The organism is Klebsiella sp. 64, assembly GCF_018223915.1.
Classification (GTDB): domain Bacteria; phylum Pseudomonadota; class Gammaproteobacteria; order Enterobacterales; family Enterobacteriaceae; genus Klebsiella; species Klebsiella pneumoniae.
Map to the genome: position 1 here is coordinate 1 of NZ_JAGRQZ010000034.1, position 17719 is coordinate 17719.

Below are 17719 nucleotides of genomic sequence, written 5' to 3' on the forward strand. Positions count from 1 at the left end.
GCACCACGCCCAGCGTGACCGCCAGCATCAAGGGGCTGACGGTTTCGTGCAACAGCGCCGCCGACAGGCCTAGTCCGAAGAACGGCTGCAATAGCTGGAGCTGGCCGACGGCGGCGATCCCGCCCGCGGCCAGCCCTTTGTACCAAAAGATGAAACCGATCAGCATGCTGAACAGCGACACATAGCCGAGCGCGACCCAGGAGGAGGCCGAGATGGCATGCCAGGAGGCGGGCTGAACCAGCAGCGAGGCGGGGAGCATCAACGGCAGGGCAATCACCAGCGCCCAGCAGATCACCTGCCAGCCGCCGAGCTCCCGCGTCAGCTTCGCCCCTTCCGCATAGCCGAGGCCGCAGACGATAACCGCCGCCAGCATCAGCAGATCGCCGCTGAGCGAGGCCGCCGCATTTTGCGTCAGGGCGAATCCCACCACCAGCAGGCTGCCCAGCAGCGAAAAGATCCAGAAAGCCCGCCGCGGGCGTTCGCCGCCGCGCAGTACGCCAAAGAGGGCGGTCATCAGCGGCAGCAGGCCAATAAACACAATCGAATGCGCCGAGGTGATGCGCTGCAGGGCCAGCGCCGTGAGTAGCGGAAAGCCGAGCACCACCCCGGATGAGACGATGATCAGGGACACAAGCTGCGCCAGGCGCGGGCGTTTCTGGCGAAAGCCCACCAGCAGCGCGATGGCAAGCAGCCCGGCGATAGAGGCGCGCAGAAAGGTCAATAACAACGGATCCATATCCTGCACCGCCAGCCGCGTCGCGGGCAGCGAACCGCTGAAAATGATCACCCCCAGTAAACCATGAACCCATCCGGACCAGGGACCGGGCGCCGATTTATCCATTGCTGAATCTACCACGTTAACCTCGCGTTATCTGATTGGGCTGCGCCCGCTTGAGCATCGTCAGCGGCGATGGTAATGTGGCCAATCTAATACAATCAAATTATTGTCATAGATACATTTCACGATGAAAGCCCGATATAAAGCCGTTGTCGACCGATATGCGCAGGCGATCCGCAGCGGGCAGCTGCCCGCCGGCACCCGTCTGCCGACGCACCGTACCCTTGCCGCCGGGGAGCGCATCTCGCTGGCCACCGCCACGCGCGTCTATCGTGAACTGGAAGAGATGGGGTTGGTCAGCGGCGAAACCGGCCGCGGCACCTTCGTGCGCGACCTCTCGCTGCCGCCGGGGCATGGGGTCGATCAGCAGGTGGTGGCCGCCGATGTCGTGGATCTCAATTTCAACTACCCTTCGCTGCCGGAGCAGGGCGATGCGCTGCGCGAGGCGCTCAGGCAGCTGGCGATGGCGGGCGATATTGACTCGCATCTGCGCTATCAGCCTCACGCCGGGCGGCTCGCCGAGCGGGACATTATCGCCCGCCATTTGACCTGCCAGCACTTTGCGCCGGACGCGGAAAATGTCCTGATCGTCAACGGCGCACAGCACGGGCTGGCGGTGACCGTCATGGGGCTGTTACGACCGGGGGATGTGGTGGCGGTGGATGCGCTGACCTATTCGGGCTTCAAGGTTCTGGCGGCGCTGTATCATCTGGAGCTGGCGGCGATCCCCTGTCGACCGGAGGGACCGGACCTGCAGGCGCTTCAGACGCTGTGCCAGCAGCGGCGGGTGCGGGCGGTGTATACCATGCCGACGCTGCACAATCCGCTGGGCTGGGTGCTCAACACCGGGCAGCGACAGGCGCTGGCCGATCTCGCGCGCCAGCACGATCTGCTGATTATTGAAGATGCCGCCTATGCCCGGCTGGTGAGCCATCCGCCGCCGCCGGTGGTCAGCTATGCGCCGGAAAGAACGGTGTATGTCACCGGATTTTCAAAAAATATCGCCACCGGACTGCGCGTGGGGGTGGTGATTTCTCCGCCGCGCTATCGCCCGGAGATTGAGCGCGCCATCCGGGCCACGACGTGGAATACGCCGACGCTGATAAGTTCGCTGATCTGCGCCTGGATTGAAGATGGCACGGTGGCGCGCTTTGAAACGCAGAAACGCCAGGATGCGCGACAGCGACAGCAGATGGCCCGCGAGGTGCTTTGTGGGCTTCCCGTCGTCAGTCATCCCGATTCGTACTTCGTCTGGCTGCCGCTGGGTGAAGAGAGCCGGGCCGATCGGCTGGCGAATGCGCTGATGGAACGCCGTATTTCGGTGTCGACCGCCGAGCCGTTCTGCGTCTCCACCACGATCCCGCAGGCGCTGCGCATCGCGCTCGGATCGGTGCCTTTCGACAGTCTGCGCCCGGCGCTGCTCAGCGTGCGCGACGCCGTTGAGTATGAACAATACCGCTAACCCATCTGCTCCAGCTGGCCGCGCAGGACCTCCACCCCCTGGGCGATGGCGTCGGGGTTAATGGCGTGGAATCCCATGCGAAAATAGTTATCCGGCGGCGCGGCGTTAAGAAAATGGCGCGCCCCGGGCTCAATCAGCACGCCGGCGTGGGCGGCGCGCCAGGTGAGCTGCTGGGTGTTGATCTGCGCCGGGGTCTGCAGCCAGAAGGCGTTAGCATGTTCGCTCCCCGCCAGCGCGCGACACGACGGCAGATAGCGCTGCAGGGCGGCGTGCAGACGCTCCCAGCGCTGGGCGGAGTCATAGTGGTAGCGCCGCAGATGGGTTTCATAATGGCCCTGGGCAAGGAAGTGGGCCATCTGGTACTGAATGTTGGTCGGCGGATGGCGATAGACCAGCCGGCGCAGGGCGCGCGCCTCGTCGATCAGGTCCGGGTCGGCGACCATAAACCCCAACCGCAACCCCGGTGACAGCGCTTTTGACAGGCTGCTGACATACACCACCCGGCCGCTGCGATCGCTGGCCTTCAGCGCCGGCAGCGGGTTGAGGGTAAAGTTACTCTCCGAGTCATAATCATCTTCAATAATGACCGCGTCATGGCGGGCGGCATGCTCCAGCAGCTGGCGACGCCGCGCACTGCTCATGGTCACCCCGGTGGGCACCTGATGACCTGGAGTGACATAGTAGTAATCGCAGGGACGCTCATTAAGCACGATCCCCTCTTCATCCACCGGGTGCGGCACCACCTCGGCGTCGGCGAGCAGAAAGGTGTTGATGGCTTCGCGGAAGCAGGGGTTTTCGACGCCAATGCGGGTGGTGGAAGAGAGCAGCAGTCGGGTCAGCAGGTAGAGGGCATTTTGCGAGCCAAGGGTGATGAGAATTTCATCCGGCGCGGCGACAATGCCGCGCTTGGGCAGCACCCGGGTGCGGATCTGCTCGATCAGCATCGGCACATCCTGGTCAATATGGTCGATGACCCACGCCGGGTCGCGCACCCCGCCGTGCAGCCAGTTCGCCGCCGAGCGCCAGGTGGCCAGCGGGAACTGCCGGGTATCGGGCTGGCCGTAGATAAACGGGTAGCGGTAGTGCATCCAGCCCGCCGGTTTGAGGATCGACTCCTGCTGGCTGGGGGTCATCTGCAGCCGGTCGCCCCAGCGTGGTGCAGCGGCTTCGCGCTGCGGTGCACTCTCGACGGCGGCAGGCGAAGCTTCATGATAGTCGGGATGCAGGTAGTAACCGCTGCGTGGGCGGCTAATCAGGTAGCCCTCGTTGACCAGACTTTCAAACACCAGCGCGGTGGTGTTGCGCGAGACGCGAAGCTGGCTGGCCAGCTGGCGACAGGAGGGCAGCGGGGTGTCGGCGGCGAAGATCCCGCTGAGAATGGCATTCACCAGCGTCTCTCGCACCTGTTCCTGCAAACCGCGGCCAGGCTGAAAATCAACGTGTAACAGGTGACGGATCATACGGGGCTCCTCTGGCAATAACGCATTGCGACCACCCGTTACACTCAGCAAATTCCATACCACCCTGCCGCCATCTGACACAGCGATGCGGCCCATCTGGCTCTATACGGAATTGAAAAACGCTCCCACATTAAAAACGTATTCAGCCGCCGTGGACCGGAACGTCCCCGGCCACTATTTTGCAGAAACCTTTTCGCGTTCTGGAATGAACCCGTCTGGCCAATCCATCAGGGGTGAAATAATGAAAAAATCATTGGCATCAATGTGTCTGAGCGCTGTATTAACGGTCGCTTTTTCTTATCACGCCGTCGCGGCCGATCTTCCGGAAATAGAAAAATCCGGCACCTTGAAAGTGGCGACGGAAGATGATTATGCGCCGTTTAACTTTATGAATAATGGCCAGGCCGATGGCTTTAACAAAGATATGCTTGAGGAATTACGTAAGTACGCCAAATTCCATGTCGACCAGAGCATATTACCGTGGACCGGATTATTAGCGGCTGTCTCCACCGGGCAATACGATATGGCCTTAACCGGGGCGGTTATTACCGATGAGCGGCTGAAGGTCTTTGATTTCACCCCACCGTGGGCCTCCGCGCAGCACTATTTCGTCAAACGCGCTGGCGATACCTCGCTAAATACCATTGCCGATCTCAGCGGCAAAAAAGTGGGGTTACAGGCCGGGAGCGCGCTGCTGGCGCGTTTGCCGGAGCTGAAGGCGATGCTGGAGAAGACCGGCGGCAAGCTGGGACCGGTGGTGGAGTATCCCTCCTATCCGGAAGCCTACGCCGACCTGGCGAATAAGCGACTGGATTACGTGATTAACGTGGTGATCTCGGTAAACGACCTGGCGAAAGCCAAACCGAAGGTCTTCGCCAAAGGGCTGGCCGTCTCCGGACCGGGCTATATGGCGTGGCCGATCCCGAAAAACTCGCCGCAGCTGCTGGCCTATATGACCAAGTTTATGAACCACATGAAGGAGACCGGCAAGCTCGCCGAGCTGCAGAAAAAATGGTTTGGCGAAACCTATGACAACCTGCCGACCGAGGCGATCACCAGCCCGGAACAGTTTCACAAACTCGCCGGACTGTAATATTCCGCGGCGGGTAACCGCCGCCTGTTGCTGAGAAGGAGGGCCTCATGGATGCAATTTCCTGGCAGTTATTAATCGAAGGCGCATGGACGACCCTCTGGATTTCGGCCATCGCTATCGCCTTCGGGGTGGTGGCGGGCCTGCTGATCGCCCTGGTACGGATGCTGCGCCTGCCGGTGATCGACCAGCTGCTGGTGATCTATATCAGTCTGGCCCGCGCAACGCCGCTGGTGACGCTGGTGCTATTTCTGTTCCTTTCCCTGCCCACGATGGGCATTAACCTCGATAAGAACGTGGCCGCCATCGTGGCGCTGACGCTAAACACGTCGGCGTTTAACGCTGAGATCTGGCGCAACGCCTTCCGCACCTTTCCGCGCGAACAGCGGGAGGCGGCGGAGTCGGTGGGAATGCGCCGCTGGACCTACTTCCGCTACATCATGCTGCCGCAGATGTGGATCGAGAGCCTGCCGGCGCTGGTCAATGAGATGTCCTTTTTGATCAAAGGTAGCCCGGCCATCGCCGTGATTGGCGTGGTGGATCTCACCCGGGTCACCAACCGTATCTCCTCGGTCACCTACGAGCCGCTGTCGCCGATCCTCGCCGCCGGCCTGCTGTATGTGGCGATCATCGGCTGTTTGTTGAAGCTGCAGGGTATCGCGGAACGTAAAGCCAGGCGTCTGGCGCGCTAGGAACGGGAGGCATTATGAATCAGTGGGGCGTTATCTGGTCGGTTCGCGATAGCTTTATTGCCGGGTTATTCGCGACTCTCGAACTGTTTATTACCGCCGCCCTGGCGGCGCTGATTATCGGTATTGCGCTGTGTTATTTTAGCGAATATCAAAAGAAAGTGATTAACCGGATTATTATTGGTTTCGTCAGCCTGATGCGTGCGATCCCTTTTTTGATCCTCGCTTATCTTCTGTATTACGGGCTGCCGCAGCTCGGTATTAGCATGGAGCCGTGGACCGCCGGTTTACTGGCCCTGATTATTTATCATGGCGCCTATTTCTTTGAAATATTGCGCAGCCAGCGGCGGGTATTTTCCTGCGGATATATTGAAGCGGCAATTGCTCAGGGCTTTTCTCGCTATGCCATTTTTCGGCGGATTATTTTACCCAATATCGTCTCTTCCGCCTTACCGCTGATCGGCAATCAGCTGATTATTTGCCTGAAGGACACCGCTTTCCTGAGCATTATTACCGTTCAGGAGATCACCGCCGCTGCCAACAGCGTCCAGGCGACCTATTTTATTCCGTTTAACGCCTTTATCGTCGCCATTGGGCTTTACTGGGCGATCAGCATTCTGCTGGAGCTGCTGATTAAGCGCCTGACCGCCTGGGGAGCCAAAAGAGGAATGAGCCATGCCTGAGTCTATTGCCGTAAGCGTCAAAAACGTCTCCAAACAGTTCGATAATGTGGAAGTCCTGCGGGATATTAACCTGACGGTGGAGAAGGGGACCGTGGTGAGTATTCTCGGCTCGTCCGGATCGGGAAAATCCACCCTGTTGCGCTGTATGAACTGGCTGGAACAGCCGGACCGCGGTGAAATTCATATCGGCGGTCAGCGGCTGGGGATTGATGAACAGCGCGGCCGGGCGATGTCGCACCGCCAGCTGGCCAAAATCCGCGAGCGGGTGGGGATGGTCTTTCAGAGTTTTAACCTGTGGCCGCACCTGACCGTGCAGCAGAACGTCAGCGAGGCGCTGCTGCGCGTTAAGGGCATGAAACGAGACGAGGCGAAGGCCATGGCCATGCAGCAGCTGGAGAAAGTCGGCATGGCGCACAAAGCCGATGTCTACCCGATCACTCTCTCCGGCGGACAGAAGCAGCGGGTGGCGATTGCCCGTTCGCTGGCGATGTCGCCGGAAGTTATCCTCTTCGATGAACCGACGTCGGCGCTGGATCCGGAGCTGGTTAATGAGGTGTTGGGGGTAATGAAAGCCCTTGCCGCCGAGGGCTACACCATGGTGGTGGTGACCCACGAGATGGATTTTGCCCGCCAGGTGTCCAACGAGGTGGTGTTTCTGGAGAAGGGGCTGCTGATAGAGAAGGCGCCGCCGGAGAAGTTCTTCACTCAGCCTGACTCCGAACGCGTCAGGCAGTTTCTGCAAAGCAGCCGTTAGTCCGGCCTGCATCCCCTGCCGGCAGCGCCGGCAGGGGATGCGTCGGGTTTCGCTTAATCCCGATCGATGGCGAACGGCTGCCATGCCTGACGCACCGGCATCACCTCCACCCGGTTAATGTTCATATGCGCCGGCAGCGTGGCGATATAAAACATCTGTTCGGCGATATCGCGCGCGCTCAGCGGCGTGGTGCCGCGATAGAGCTTATCCGATGCCGCCTGGTCGCCTTTGGTACGCACCAGGGTGAATTCGGTCTCGGCAATCCCCGGCGCCAGATCGGTGACCCGCACGCCGGTGCCAAGCAGATCGCAGCGCAGGTTATAGCTGAACTGCTTCACAAACGCCTTGCTGGCGCCATACACATGGCTGCCGGGATAGGGCCACTGCCCGGCGATCGAGCCGATATTGATAATACTCGCCCCGGCGCCATGGCGGATCAGCGTCGGCAGCAGGGCGTGAGTGACTGTCACCAGACCGGTGACGTTGGTGTCGATCATCGTTTTCCAGTCCTCCAGCGCCACCTCCTGCGCCGGCAGTGGCGACAGCGCCAGCCCGGCGTTGTTGATCAGGGTGGTGATATCGGCGAAATCGGCGGGCAGCGACGCCACGGCGGCAGCCACCGCCTCGCTGTCACGAACGTCAAGCTCAATAATATGCACCGGCACCCTGGCGGCGAGTCTGTCCTGCAAGGCCTTCAGTCGCGGATAGCGGCGCCCGCTCAGCACCAGCGACCAGCCCGCGTCGGCAAACACCTGCGCTGCCGCTTCGCCAAAACCCGAGGTCGCCCCGGTGATAAACACTACGTTGCTCGTTGCCATCTCATTCTCCTGTGCGGTTGTCCCTTCACTATAAAAACGCCGGACGACAAGGCACAGGGCCAGACGACGGGCAGGGATGTGACACCGTGTCACATCGTTATGCGCGCACTGGCTCTATCCGATTTGCGCGGCCAAGGCCAATGATGAAGCCAACCACTACGACATGAGAGAGGGCAGGGTATGAAGCTGGCAATTCACAACGAGGTCGCGGTAAGCAATGACGAAGTTCGGCAATTAGATCGCGCCTATGTGTTTCATTCATGGTCGATGCAGGGCAATCTCAACCCGCTGGTCATCGCCGGGGCGCAAGGCTGCGAGCTATGGGATTATGAGGGGAACACCTGGCTCGATTTCAGCAGCCAGCTGGTGAACGTCAACATTGGCTATCAGCACCCTCGGGTACTGGCGGCTATGAAGGCGCAGCTGGAGACCCTGGTCACCATCGCGCCCGCCACCGCCAACCTTGCCCGCGGCGAAGCGGCTAAGCGCATCGTCGACCTGGCGCCGGCGGGCTTCAGTAAGGTGTTCTTCACTAACGCCGGGGCGGATGCCAATGAGAACGCGATTCGCATGGCGCGGCTCTATACCGGGCGCGACAAGGTGCTGTCGGCCTATCGTTCCTATCATGGCAACACCGGCAGCGCGATCGCCGCTACCGGCGACTGGCGCCGGGTGCCGAATGAGTTCTCCCGCGGCCATGTTCACTTCTTCAACCCCTACCTTTACCGCAGCGAGTTCAACGCCGCGACTGAAGAAGAGGAGTGCCAGCGCGCGCTGGCGCATCTGCGGCGGATCATTGAATGCGAGGGGCCGACGGCCATCGCGGCGATCCTGCTGGAGTCCATCCCCGGCACCGCCGGGATCCTCGTGCCGCCGGCAGGCTATATGCAGGGCGTGCGCGCCCTGGCCGACGAGTTTGGCATCGTGCTGATCCTCGATGAGGTGATGGCCGGCTTTGGCCGCACCGGCAGCTGGTTCGCCTTCGAGCAGGATGGCGTGGTGCCGGATCTGGTGACCTTTGCCAAGGGGGTTAACGCCGGCTACGTGCCGGCGGGCGGGGTGCTGATTAGCGAGCCGATTGCCCGCTATTTTGACGACCACTTCTTTGCCGGGGGGCTGACCTACTCCGGCCATCCGCTGGCGATGGCGGCGATTGTCGCCACCATTGACGCGATGAAAGAGGAGAAGGTGGTTGAGAACGCGGCCTCTATCGGCAACGAGGTGCTGCGCCCCGGTCTCGAGGCGCTGGCGGAGAAGCACGCCATTATCGGCGAGGTGCGCGGTCGCGGCCTGTTCCAGGCGCTGGAGCTGGTGAGCAGCCGTGAACAAAAAACGCCGCTGACCGCCGCCGACATGGCTGCGATCAAAGGGGCCCTGACCGAAGCCGGGCTGCTGGCCTTTGTGGTGGAGAACCGCATTCACGTGGTGCCGCCGTGCACCATTACTGCTGAGCAGGTGGCGCAAGGGCTGGCGATTTTTGATGCGGTCTTTGCTCGCTTTGCCAGTCTGGCGAAGTAGGGGAGGGGGCCGGATACTGTTGCCCGGCGGCGCGCTTGCACGGGCCTACGGGGTGTGAGCCTGTGAGTGGATCCTGTAGGCCGGGTAAGGCGCAGCCGCCACCCGGCGAAATAACGTCACAACTGAATATTTCCCTGTTCGCGCTGCGTCTGGCAGGGCTACAGCTTCTGTGTTAATTCCGGGCAGATTGCGCTCCCAATATTTCTTCTGCGTTATGTCATTCATGGCGCAGGGAGCGCACAGGGGGCGGCCAGTCGCCGCCGCCCCCTGTACCCCCGGGCTCCGGCCAGCAACATCGCCGCTGCGCGGTGCCTTCGACTTTTCCCTGCAGGCTTCGGGTCGGGCCGAGGCAGCGTCCGTGCAAAACACGGCCCTCAGCCCGCATCCATGCGGGCTGCCCCGGCCTGCCGGGAACGTCTCAGCGATGTTGAGGCCGCCAGCACCGGCAGTTTCAGCAGCCCCAGCGCCAGTTGTGATTTGGGGCTGTAGGCCGGGTAAGGCGCAGCCGCCACCCGGCGAAATCAAGGATACCGTGCCTGATATCTTGCCCGGCGGCGCTGCGCTTGCACGGGCCTACGGGGTGTGAGCCTGTGAGTGGATCCTGTAGGTCGGGTAAGCGAAGCGCCACCCGACAAAACAACCGCACATCCGCTGACCTCACCTCATCCGGTGCTCTCCGTTGACCAACGCTTCGCGATCGAAAAAGCGCTGGATCACGCCCTCCGCCATAAACGCCGCCCGATCGGACATATGGGCGATGACGTCGGCATCATGGCTGACCAGCAGATAGGTCATGCCGTGCTCCTGTTTCAGACGATTAAGTAGATTAAGGATTTCCGCCTGTACCGACATATCCAGCGCTGAGGTCGGCTCATCCAGCAGCAGGATCTGCGGGCGCAGCAGCAGGGCGCGGGCAATGGCCACGCGCTGCCGTTGGCCGCCGGAGAGCTGATGCGGATAGCGGCGCACGGCGTCGGCGGCCAGACCCACCTGCTCAAGGGCGGTGGTTACTCGCGGGGCAACGTCGCGGATGCCGTGGATCTGCAGCGGCTCCGCCAGGGTGCGCCACAGGGTATGGTTGGGATGCAGCGAGGCGTACGGATCCTGAAACACCATCTGCACGTTGCGCCGCAGATCGCCCTGAAAGCGGGCGCCCGGCATAATGGCCTGGCCGAGCAGATCCACGCTGCCGCGCCATTCACGCTGCAATCCGGCCAGCACGCGCAAAATCGTCGATTTGCCGCAGCCCGAGGCGCCGATCAGGCTGAAGGTTTCCCCGGCGTCGACACGGAAACTGGCGGCGGAGACCGCCGTCTTCGCGCCGAATGTAACCTGTAAATCCTGAAGATTAACGATCGCCATGGGCTGTCTCCGTAAAGTCCTGGGTTCTGTCGAGGGTCGGCAGCATCTGGCCGTAGGTGTGGGCATTTGGCCGGCAGGTCCACAGGGTGCGGGTGTAAGGGTGCGTCGCGCTCGGCAGCGCCCGCGCCGGCATCTCGTCGACCTGTCTCCCCTGGTACATCACCAGCACGCGATCGCAATGCGCGGCTACCAGCGGTAGATCGTGGCTGATCAGTAACATGGCCATCTGCCGCTGCGCGCTCTGCTCCACCAGCAGCTCGAGGATCTGGTTGCGCAGGCGGGCGTCGAGGGCCGAGGTCGGCTCGTCGGCTATCAGCACCTTCGGGTTATTGAGCAGCGCGAGGGCGATCATCACCCGCTGTCCCATCCCGCCGGAGAGTTCGCCGGGATAGCGGCTGAGGACCGGCAGATCCAGACCGACGGCGGCGATGGCGTCTTTGACCGCCTCAGCGCGCGCGCGGCGGCTGAGACGCTGATGCAGGGTTAACGCCTCCTCCAGCTGCGTCTGAATGGACTGCACCGGATTCAGTGCATAGCGCGGGTCCTGCAGCACCATGGCGATATCGTTGCCGCGCAGCGCGCGCCAGCCGCGGGCGCTGAGGGTCAGCACATCGCGCCCCAGCACCTCCAGCCGTTCAGCGCTCACCACCCCGGGCTTGCGCACCAGGCCCATCAGCGCCCGGGCGGTCATCGATTTGCCGGAGCCGGATTCGCCCACCAGCGCCAGCCGCTCGTTGCCGAGGGTGAAGCTGACGTTGTCCACCACCCGGGCGGTGGGATAGTCGACGGCGAGTCCCTGGACGGTCAGTCGGATGTCAGTCATGTTGCGGCTCCAGAATATCGCGCAGGCCATCGCCCAGCAGGTTAAACGCCAGGCTGGCGAGCAGGATCGCCGCGCCGGGGATGGCGGCGATCCACCATTGGTCGAAAATCACCTGCATCCCGTCGGCAATCATCGCTCCCCACTCCGCCATCGGCGGGCGGGCGCCCAGACCGAGAAAGCCGAGCCCGGCGGCGGCGAGGATAATGCCCGCCAGATCGAGCGCCAGCCGGACAATCGCCGACGGCAGACACAGCGGCAGAATATGGCCGACCAGCAGCCGCCCGCCGCGGATGCCCAGCATCTCCGCCGCGGCGAGGTAGTCGCTATGGCGCAGGCGCTGAATTTCGCTGCGCGCCTGACGGGCGTAGGCCGGCCAGGTGGTCAGGGCTAACGCCAGCGCGCCGTTGACCAGCCCCGGGCCGAGCATCGCCACGAACGCGAAGGCGAGGATCAGGCGCGGCATCGACATCACCACGTCGGTAAAGCGCATCAGTATCCGCTCCAGCCACCCGCCATAGTAGCCGGAGAGGATACCCACCAGCAGACCGACGGGCAGGGTAATGGCGGTCACCAGCGCCACCAGACCCAGCGCCGGGCGGGCGCCGTAGAGCAAGCGCGACAGCAGGTCGCGGCCGTAGCTGTCGGTGCCGAGCCAGTGCCCTGCGCCCGGCCCCTGCAGACGAGCGGCGGCATCCTGCCAGTTTGGATCGTGCGGCGCCAGCCACGGGGCGAACAGCGCGGTCAGCACCAGCAGGATCACCAGGGTCAGGCCGCTGAAGGCGGCGGGGGAGCGGCGCAGACGGCGTAAAAACAGATAAGTCGGCATCAGCGCACCCTCGGGTCGGTTAACCGTACCAGCAGGTCGGTCAGATTATTGATCAGCACAAAACTCACGCCGATCAGCAGCGTGCCGCCCATGATCGCCGTGGTATCCCCGGCGAACAGCGCCGTGGTGAGGTAGCGGCCGATCCCCGGCCACGAGAAGACGGTTTCGGTGAGCACCGCCCCTTCGAGCATGGAGGTCCAGGCGAGGGCGGTCACCGTCAGCAGGGTGCCGCGAATATTGGGCAGGACATGGCGCAACAGAATCGTCATCTCTCCGGCCCCTTTGGCCCGCGCCAGCAGAATGTACTCTTTGTTCATCTCGCTCAGGCAGGCGGAGCGGGTCAGGCGGGTGATGCTGGCCAGCGAGTAATAGGCCAGCACCAGCACCGGCAGCGCCAGATGGCCGATCGCATTTTTAAACGCCGCGGTATCGCCGGAGAGCCAGGTGTCGATCAGCGCAAAACCGCTGCGTGGCTCGACGGTGTACTGATAAATATCGTCGAGGCGACCCGGGCCTGGCGCCCACTGCAGCCGGGCGTAGAACAGGGCCAGCATCAGCAGGCCGAGCCAGAAAATGGGCACCGAGTTGCCCAACAGGGTAAAGGTGCGAACCGCCAGATCCCACGGCGAACCGGCGTAACGGGCGCACAGCACCCCGGCGACGATGCCCAGTACCGCGCCGACGATCAGCGCCAGGGTCGCCAGCTCAAGGGTCGCCGGAAAGACCGCCAGCAGGTCGTGGAGCACCGGCTGGCCGGTGGCGCTGGCGATGCCAAGATCGCCATGGGCCAGGTTGACCAGGTAGTGCCAGAACTGCACCGGCAGCGGCTGGTCGAGACCCAGCTGATGGCGAACCTGGTCATAGGTCGACTGGCTGGCATGGTCGCCGACGATCTGCAGTACGCGGTCGACGGGCGACAGCGCGGAGAGCGAGAAGGTGACCAGCAACAGCCCGAACAGCGTGAGCAGCAGCGTAAACAGCCCCTGCAGCAGGCGGGTAAGGTGAGTGGAAAACGATGGCATGGAAAATGGAAATTCCTGGTATATCAGCATTGTACCCGGCGGCGCGATGCCGACCGGGCCCGGGTGAGGAGTCGGTCATCCGGGCAGACAAGGCCGCCGTACCCGGTGACAAAACCCGCTTACTTGGTCACGTTATCGTACCAGACCATGTCGGCGTTCAGTCCCTGCTGATAGCCCTTCACGTTGTCACGCACCACGATCTGGGTTTTTCCCTGGTCAATGAAGACGTACGGCGAATGCTGGAGCAGGGTTTCCTGCATCGTTTTGTACAGGCCGAGGCGTTTCGCCGGGTCCGGCTCCGCCACCGCGGCGAGGGTGGCTTTATTCAGCTCAGGGATCTGCCAGCCGTTGAGCCCGGCCACGGTGCTGGATTTACCATCGTTCCAGGCAAAGGCGCTGGCATTAGAGTGGGCATCAAAGTAGTCCGGGATCCACAGGCGGATCGCCGCCTGATGCTGCTTCGCGCGCACCCGGGCATAGACCTGGCTGCCGGCGGCGGGTAGCAGATCCACCTTCACCCCGCCCTGGGCAAAGCTGGCCTGCAGCGATTGGGCGATGGTGATAAACGGCGGTTTGTTCTCCACATCAAGGGTGAAGTGGGCATCCTTAATGCCCGCTTTATCGAGGATAGCCTTAGCTTTTTGCGGATCGAAGGTGAACGGATTAGTCTCCAGCGCCCCCGGCAGGCCGGCCGGCAGGAAGCTTTGGTGAATAAAGTACTGGCCTTTCAGCAGATTTTTGGTGATGCCCTCATAATCGACCAGCCAGCGCGCCGCCTCCCAGAAGGCCGGATTATTGAGCAGCGGGTTGGCGCTGTTGGCGGTATTAAACACCAGGTAGTTCTGCTCGGCGGACGGGATGCTCAGCACCTTCACGCCGGGTTTATCCTGCAGGGCGGCAATCTGGTCAGCGCCGAGATCGCGCGCCACGTCGGCATCCCCCTGCTGGATCAGCAGGCGGCGGGAAGCCGGGTCGGGGACGTTTTTAATAATGATGCTCTTGATCTTCGGCGCGCCGGTGGGGGAGCTGGCGTTGGCTTCCAGCACGATGGCCTGATGCGGCTGGTAGACGCGCATTTTATAGGCCCCGCTGCCCGCCGAGTGCATCTTCAGCCAGTCGTTGCCGAAGTCATTATTTTTCGCGTTCGGCGCCACCTGTTTTTCATCAACGATAGAGGCGATGGGGGTGGAGAGAATATTCAGCGCCACCGCCGGGCTGACGTCGGCGGTCCAGTGCAGCGTCAGGGTATGGTCATCAACCTTTTTCAGCTGGCTGGCGATGTTGTCCGGCTGCCAGCCGAGCACGTTGAGAATAAACGCTGGCGATTTATTCAGCGTCACCGCGCGGGTGTAAGAGAAAATCACATCTTCCGGGCGCAGCGGATTACCGGAGGCGAATTTGGCATCCGGCTTCAGTTTAATGGTCAGGGTTTTCGCCGTCGGATCGGCCTGCCAGCTTTCGGCGAGGATCGGTACGATTTTTTCAGGGTTGTTGCGGTCGGGCTGCACCAGACGCTGGTAGAGGCTGGGGACCGTCTGAATGCTGGAGAGTTCGTTCGCTTCCGCCGGGTCGAGGCTGACGATATCGTCGAGACCCTGGGCGACCACCAGCGTGTTGGGCGGCGTGGCGGCATGCGCGGCGGCGGAGAGCGCCGACAGTAGCAGTAAAGGCAACAGTTTTTTGGTCATGCGCAATCCCTGAAGAATGGTTATTTTATTGTTTTATGCCTCGCTACGTTAGGCCGCTTGCCATAAGGCGTAAAGTCAAAATAAGGATATCCTTATGCTAAAAACGCATATTCAAGAACGACAGGTTATTGCCGGTCGCGCAGAAGCGCCTTTCTCCGCTGCGGGGTTCTTGCTATAACGCATTGTCTATTGCGAGGAGGTGGGTGTGCCGGAAATTAATGAGTATGGCCAGCAGGTGAACGACCTGGTCCCTGGCTGGCAGGGGGCGCAAGTCCTGCGGCGGACAGCGTTAAATGGCCGTTTTTGCCGCCTGGAGCCGCTGGACGTTGACCGTCATGCGGCGGATCTGTTTGCCGCCTATGCGCTCGGCGACAACAGCGACTGGACGTGGCTGGCGTCTACGCGGCCGGAGAGCGTGGCGGCGACCGCCCACTGGATCGCGGGCAAGGTGAATGATGATGCTCTGGTGCCGTATGCGGTGGTTGACCTGCGTAGCGAGCAGGCGGTGGGCATCGTCAGCTATATGGCGATCGAGCGGGAAATGGGCACGGTTGAGATCGGCCATGTCACCTGGTCGCGACGGATGAAAAACACCCCGCTGGGTACCGAAGCGGTCTGGCTGCTGCTCAAAAACGGCTTTGACCATGGCTATCGTCGGCTGGAGTGGAAATGCGATTCGATGAATGTCGCCTCGCGCCGCGCCGCCGAGCGGCTGGGCTTTAGCTGGGAAGGACGTCTGCGGCAGAGGCTGGTGCGTAAAGGGCGGACGCGCGACAGCGATATGCTGTCCATCATCGACGGCGAGTGGCCTGCGCGCGATGCGGCGCTGCGGGCGTGGCTGGCGGCGGAGAACTTTACTGCCGACGGTCAGCAGATTAAGCGCCTGGAGGCGTTTCGCTAACATCAACCTATGGGGTCAAAACCCGGAACGGCACCCCGGTCGCGCTGCGCTTACCGGGGCTACGTTACATCGCCTCAGGGTAGGCCGGGCAAGGCGTAGTCGCCGCCCGGCATTGACCTGTTAGCGGCGAACCGGCGCGTCGCCAGCGACATAATACGTCGCGGTGCTGCGCGGCAGCGGCTGGCGGCCGCGAATGGCGTCGGCCATCTTCTCGCCGATCATAATGGTGGTGGCGTTGAGGTTGCCGGTGATGATCTGCGGCATGATCGAGGCGTCGACCACCCGCAATCCTTCCAGACCGTGGACGCGGCCCTCGCCATCGACCACCGCCATCTCGTCGTAACCCATCTTACAGGTCCCGCACGGGTGGAACGCGGTCTCGGCGTGGTTGCGCACAAACTCATCCAGTTCGGCATCGCTCTGGCATTCTATTCCCGGACTGATTTCGCGGCCGCGATACTTATCCAGCGCCGGCTGGTTCATGATCTCCCGGGTAATGCGGATGGCGTCGCGGAACTCCTGCCAGTCCTGCTCATGGGACATATAGTTAAACAGGATCGCCGGATGGGCGTGCGGGTCGCGCGACTTCAGGCGCACGTGGCCGCGGCTGGGCGAACGCATCGAGCCGACGTGGCACTGGAAGCCGTGCTCTTTCACCGCGTTGGAGCCATTGTAGTTAATCGCCACCGGCAGGAAGTGGTACTGAATGTTCGGCCAGGCGAACTCTGCGCGGCTGCGGATAAAACCGCCCGCTTCGAACTGGTTGCTGGCGCCGATGCCGGTGCCGCCGAACAGCCACTCGGCGCCGATCTTCGGCTGGTTCCACCACTGTAGCGCCGGGTAGAGCGATACCGGCTCTTTGCACTCGTACTGCAGATACATCTCCAGATGGTCCTGCAGGTTCTCACCCACGCCGGGGAGATCGTGCACCACCGGGATATCGAACTGCCTGAGCAGCTCCGGGTTACCCACGCCGGAGCGCTGCAGGATCTGCGGCGAGGCAATCGCCCCGGCGCACAGCAGCACCTCTTTGTTGGCCGTCGCTTTTGACGGGATCGTGCTCTCTCCCTCCAGCCACTCGACGCCCACCGCGCGCTTGCCGGCAAAAATAATGTGATCGGTCAGCGCATGGGTGCGGATGGTCAGGTTCGGGCGACCGCGCGCCTGGTCGAGATAGCCGCGGGCGGTGCTGGCGCGACGGCCCTGCGGCGTCACGGTGCGGTCCATCGGGCCAAAGCCTTCCTGCTGGTAGCCGTTGAGATCGTCGGTACGCGGATAGCCCGCCTGCACCCCGGCTTCAACCATCGCCTCGAAGAGCGGATTATTGCCCGGCTTCGGCGTCGTCACGCTCACCGGGCCATCGCCGCCGTGGTAGTCGTTAGGCCCGATATCGCGGGTTTCCGCTTTCCGGTAGTAGGGCAGGCAGTCGAGATAGCTCCAGTGTTCCAGACCCGGCTCTTTGGCCCAGTTATCCAGATCCATCGCGTTACCGCGAATGTAGCACATGCCGTTGATCAGCGAGGATCCGCCGAGCCCTTTGCCGCGTCCGCACTCCATGCGGCGATTGTTCATGTACGGCTCAGGTTCGGTCTCGTAGGCCCAGTTGTAGCGCTTGCCCTGCAGCGGATAAGCCAGCGCGGCGGGCATCTGGGTGCGGAAATCGAACCGGTAGTCAGGGCCGCCGGCTTCCAGCAGCAGGACGGTGGTGTTTGGATCTTCAGTCAGTCGTGTTGCCAGAACGTTGCCGGCGGAGCCGGCACCAATAATGATGTAGTCAAATTGCAA

17 protein-coding genes are annotated in these 17719 nt (G+C 62.2%); 7 read left to right on the forward strand and 10 right to left on the reverse strand.

Going from position 1 to position 17719, the window contains the following annotated elements; translation table 11 throughout:
• On the reverse strand, window positions 1-841 hold an 841-nt coding region (locus KHQ23_RS20640), incomplete at its 3' end, for a DMT family transporter (protein WP_211777059.1).
• Window positions 842-965: 124 nt separating this feature from the next.
• Between KHQ23_RS20640 and KHQ23_RS20645 the strand changes: the two genes are divergently transcribed.
• Window positions 966-2300 carry a PLP-dependent aminotransferase family protein gene (locus KHQ23_RS20645; RefSeq protein WP_004183304.1) on the forward strand — a complete coding sequence of 445 codons (1335 nt, stop codon included), beginning with the start codon at window positions 966-968 and terminating at the stop codon, window positions 2298-2300.
• Here the strand turns inward: KHQ23_RS20645 and KHQ23_RS20650 are convergent.
• Window positions 2297-3760: a PLP-dependent aminotransferase family protein gene (locus KHQ23_RS20650; RefSeq protein ID WP_004191435.1), complete on the reverse strand. Its 1464-nt coding sequence runs from the start codon at window positions 3758-3760 to the stop codon at window positions 2297-2299. The genes KHQ23_RS20645 and KHQ23_RS20650 overlap by 4 nt on opposite strands.
• Before the next feature lie 241 nt (window positions 3761-4001).
• Here KHQ23_RS20650 and KHQ23_RS20655 point away from each other — a divergent pair, with 241 nt between their 5' ends.
• Genes KHQ23_RS20655 through KHQ23_RS20670 form a run of 4 tightly spaced genes read left to right on the forward strand, consistent with a single transcriptional unit; the run spans window position 4002 to window position 6976 of the window.
• Window positions 4002-4853: a transporter substrate-binding domain-containing protein gene (locus tag KHQ23_RS20655; protein ID WP_002893184.1), complete on the forward strand. Its 852-nt coding sequence runs from the start codon at window positions 4002-4004 to the stop codon at window positions 4851-4853.
• 47 nt (window positions 4854-4900) lie between these two features.
• Window positions 4901-5542, forward strand: coding sequence for an amino acid ABC transporter permease (locus KHQ23_RS20660; protein WP_004223524.1), 642 nt, complete (start codon window positions 4901-4903; stop codon window positions 5540-5542).
• Between the two features lie 14 nt (window positions 5543-5556).
• Window positions 5557-6222 (forward strand): amino acid ABC transporter permease, encoded by a 666-nt coding sequence (locus KHQ23_RS20665; protein WP_211776811.1) that lies wholly within the window; start codon window positions 5557-5559, stop codon window positions 6220-6222.
• Window positions 6215-6976 (forward strand): amino acid ABC transporter ATP-binding protein, encoded by a 762-nt coding sequence (locus tag KHQ23_RS20670; RefSeq protein WP_004151676.1) that lies wholly within the window; start codon window positions 6215-6217, stop codon window positions 6974-6976. The genes KHQ23_RS20665 and KHQ23_RS20670 overlap by 8 nt, the downstream gene beginning before the upstream one ends.
• A 53-nt stretch (window positions 6977-7029) precedes the next feature.
• On the opposite strand, the gene KHQ23_RS20675 is transcribed toward KHQ23_RS20670, so the two are convergent.
• Window positions 7030-7794, reverse strand: coding sequence for an SDR family NAD(P)-dependent oxidoreductase (locus KHQ23_RS20675; RefSeq protein WP_004176941.1), 765 nt, complete (start codon window positions 7792-7794; stop codon window positions 7030-7032).
• A gap of 180 nt (window positions 7795-7974) precedes the next feature.
• Here KHQ23_RS20675 and KHQ23_RS20680 point away from each other — a divergent pair, with 180 nt between their 5' ends.
• Window positions 7975-9312, forward strand: a complete 1338-nt coding sequence (locus KHQ23_RS20680) for an aspartate aminotransferase family protein (RefSeq protein ID WP_004183313.1) — start codon at window positions 7975-7977, stop codon at window positions 9310-9312.
• Window positions 9313-9686: 374 nt separating this feature from the next.
• On the opposite strand, the gene KHQ23_RS20685 is transcribed toward KHQ23_RS20680, so the two are convergent.
• The 6 genes from KHQ23_RS20685 to KHQ23_RS20710 all read right to left on the reverse strand — a co-directional run bounded on the left by KHQ23_RS20685 (window position 9687) and on the right by KHQ23_RS20710 (window position 15033).
• Window positions 9687-9824 carry a hypothetical protein gene (locus tag KHQ23_RS20685; protein WP_032434168.1) on the reverse strand — a complete coding sequence of 46 codons (138 nt, stop codon included), beginning with the start codon at window positions 9822-9824 and terminating at the stop codon, window positions 9687-9689.
• A gap of 145 nt (window positions 9825-9969) precedes the next feature.
• Window positions 9970-10674: an ABC transporter ATP-binding protein gene (locus tag KHQ23_RS20690; RefSeq protein ID WP_004178936.1), complete on the reverse strand. Its 705-nt coding sequence runs from the start codon at window positions 10672-10674 to the stop codon at window positions 9970-9972.
• Complete coding sequence (locus tag KHQ23_RS20695; protein WP_021313381.1) at window positions 10661-11497, reverse strand: ABC transporter ATP-binding protein; 837 nt, start codon at window positions 11495-11497, stop codon at window positions 10661-10663. Before KHQ23_RS20695 ends, KHQ23_RS20690 begins: the two co-directional genes overlap by 14 nt.
• Window positions 11490-12323, reverse strand: a complete 834-nt coding sequence (locus KHQ23_RS20700; protein ID WP_004142505.1) for an ABC transporter permease — start codon at window positions 12321-12323, stop codon at window positions 11490-11492. The genes KHQ23_RS20695 and KHQ23_RS20700 overlap by 8 nt, the downstream gene beginning before the upstream one ends.
• On the reverse strand, window positions 12323-13345 hold the full coding sequence (locus KHQ23_RS20705; RefSeq protein WP_004176937.1) for an ABC transporter permease: 1023 nt from the start codon (window positions 13343-13345) through the stop codon (window positions 12323-12325). The genes KHQ23_RS20700 and KHQ23_RS20705 overlap by 1 nt, the downstream gene beginning before the upstream one ends.
• Before the next feature lie 119 nt (window positions 13346-13464).
• Window positions 13465-15033 carry an ABC transporter substrate-binding protein gene (locus KHQ23_RS20710; RefSeq protein WP_032434170.1) on the reverse strand — a complete coding sequence of 523 codons (1569 nt, stop codon included), beginning with the start codon at window positions 15031-15033 and terminating at the stop codon, window positions 13465-13467.
• 205 nt (window positions 15034-15238) lie between these two features.
• Here KHQ23_RS20710 and KHQ23_RS20715 point away from each other — a divergent pair, with 205 nt between their 5' ends.
• Window positions 15239-15934: a GNAT family N-acetyltransferase gene (locus tag KHQ23_RS20715; protein WP_002893466.1), complete on the forward strand. Its 696-nt coding sequence runs from the start codon at window positions 15239-15241 to the stop codon at window positions 15932-15934.
• Between the two features lie 120 nt (window positions 15935-16054).
• Here the strand turns inward: KHQ23_RS20715 and betA are convergent, their stop codons facing one another.
• Entirely contained in the window at window positions 16055-17719 is a 1665-nt protein-coding gene (gene betA / locus KHQ23_RS20720) for a choline dehydrogenase (protein WP_004142489.1), read from the reverse strand.

What these genes read in the sequence shown, in the direction of transcription:
- KHQ23_RS20650 (WP_004191435.1), bottom strand. Translation starts at nt 3,760, where the DNA reads ATGATCCGTCACCTGTTACACGTTGATTTTCAGCCTGGCCGCGGTTTG.
- KHQ23_RS20680 (WP_004183313.1), top strand. Translation starts at nt 7,975, where the DNA reads ATGAAGCTGGCAATTCACAACGAGGTCGCGGTAAGCAATGACGAAGTT.
- KHQ23_RS20655 (WP_002893184.1), top strand. Translation starts at nt 4,002, where the DNA reads ATGAAAAAATCATTGGCATCAATGTGTCTGAGCGCTGTATTAACGGTC.
- KHQ23_RS20665 (WP_211776811.1), top strand. Translation starts at nt 5,557, where the DNA reads ATGAATCAGTGGGGCGTTATCTGGTCGGTTCGCGATAGCTTTATTGCC.
- KHQ23_RS20710 (WP_032434170.1), bottom strand. Translation starts at nt 15,033, where the DNA reads ATGACCAAAAAACTGTTGCCTTTACTGCTACTGTCGGCGCTCTCCGCC.
- KHQ23_RS20645 (WP_004183304.1), top strand. Translation starts at nt 966, where the DNA reads ATGAAAGCCCGATATAAAGCCGTTGTCGACCGATATGCGCAGGCGATC.
- KHQ23_RS20700 (WP_004142505.1), bottom strand. Translation starts at nt 12,323, where the DNA reads ATGCCGACTTATCTGTTTTTACGCCGTCTGCGCCGCTCCCCCGCCGCC.
- KHQ23_RS20690 (WP_004178936.1), bottom strand. Translation starts at nt 10,674, where the DNA reads ATGGCGATCGTTAATCTTCAGGATTTACAGGTTACATTCGGCGCGAAG.
- KHQ23_RS20695 (WP_021313381.1), bottom strand. Translation starts at nt 11,497, where the DNA reads ATGACTGACATCCGACTGACCGTCCAGGGACTCGCCGTCGACTATCCC.
- KHQ23_RS20705 (WP_004176937.1), bottom strand. Translation starts at nt 13,345, where the DNA reads ATGCCATCGTTTTCCACTCACCTTACCCGCCTGCTGCAGGGGCTGTTT.
- KHQ23_RS20675 (WP_004176941.1), bottom strand. Translation starts at nt 7,794, where the DNA reads ATGGCAACGAGCAACGTAGTGTTTATCACCGGGGCGACCTCGGGTTTT.
- KHQ23_RS20660 (WP_004223524.1), top strand. Translation starts at nt 4,901, where the DNA reads ATGGATGCAATTTCCTGGCAGTTATTAATCGAAGGCGCATGGACGACC.
- KHQ23_RS20670 (WP_004151676.1), top strand. Translation starts at nt 6,215, where the DNA reads ATGCCTGAGTCTATTGCCGTAAGCGTCAAAAACGTCTCCAAACAGTTC.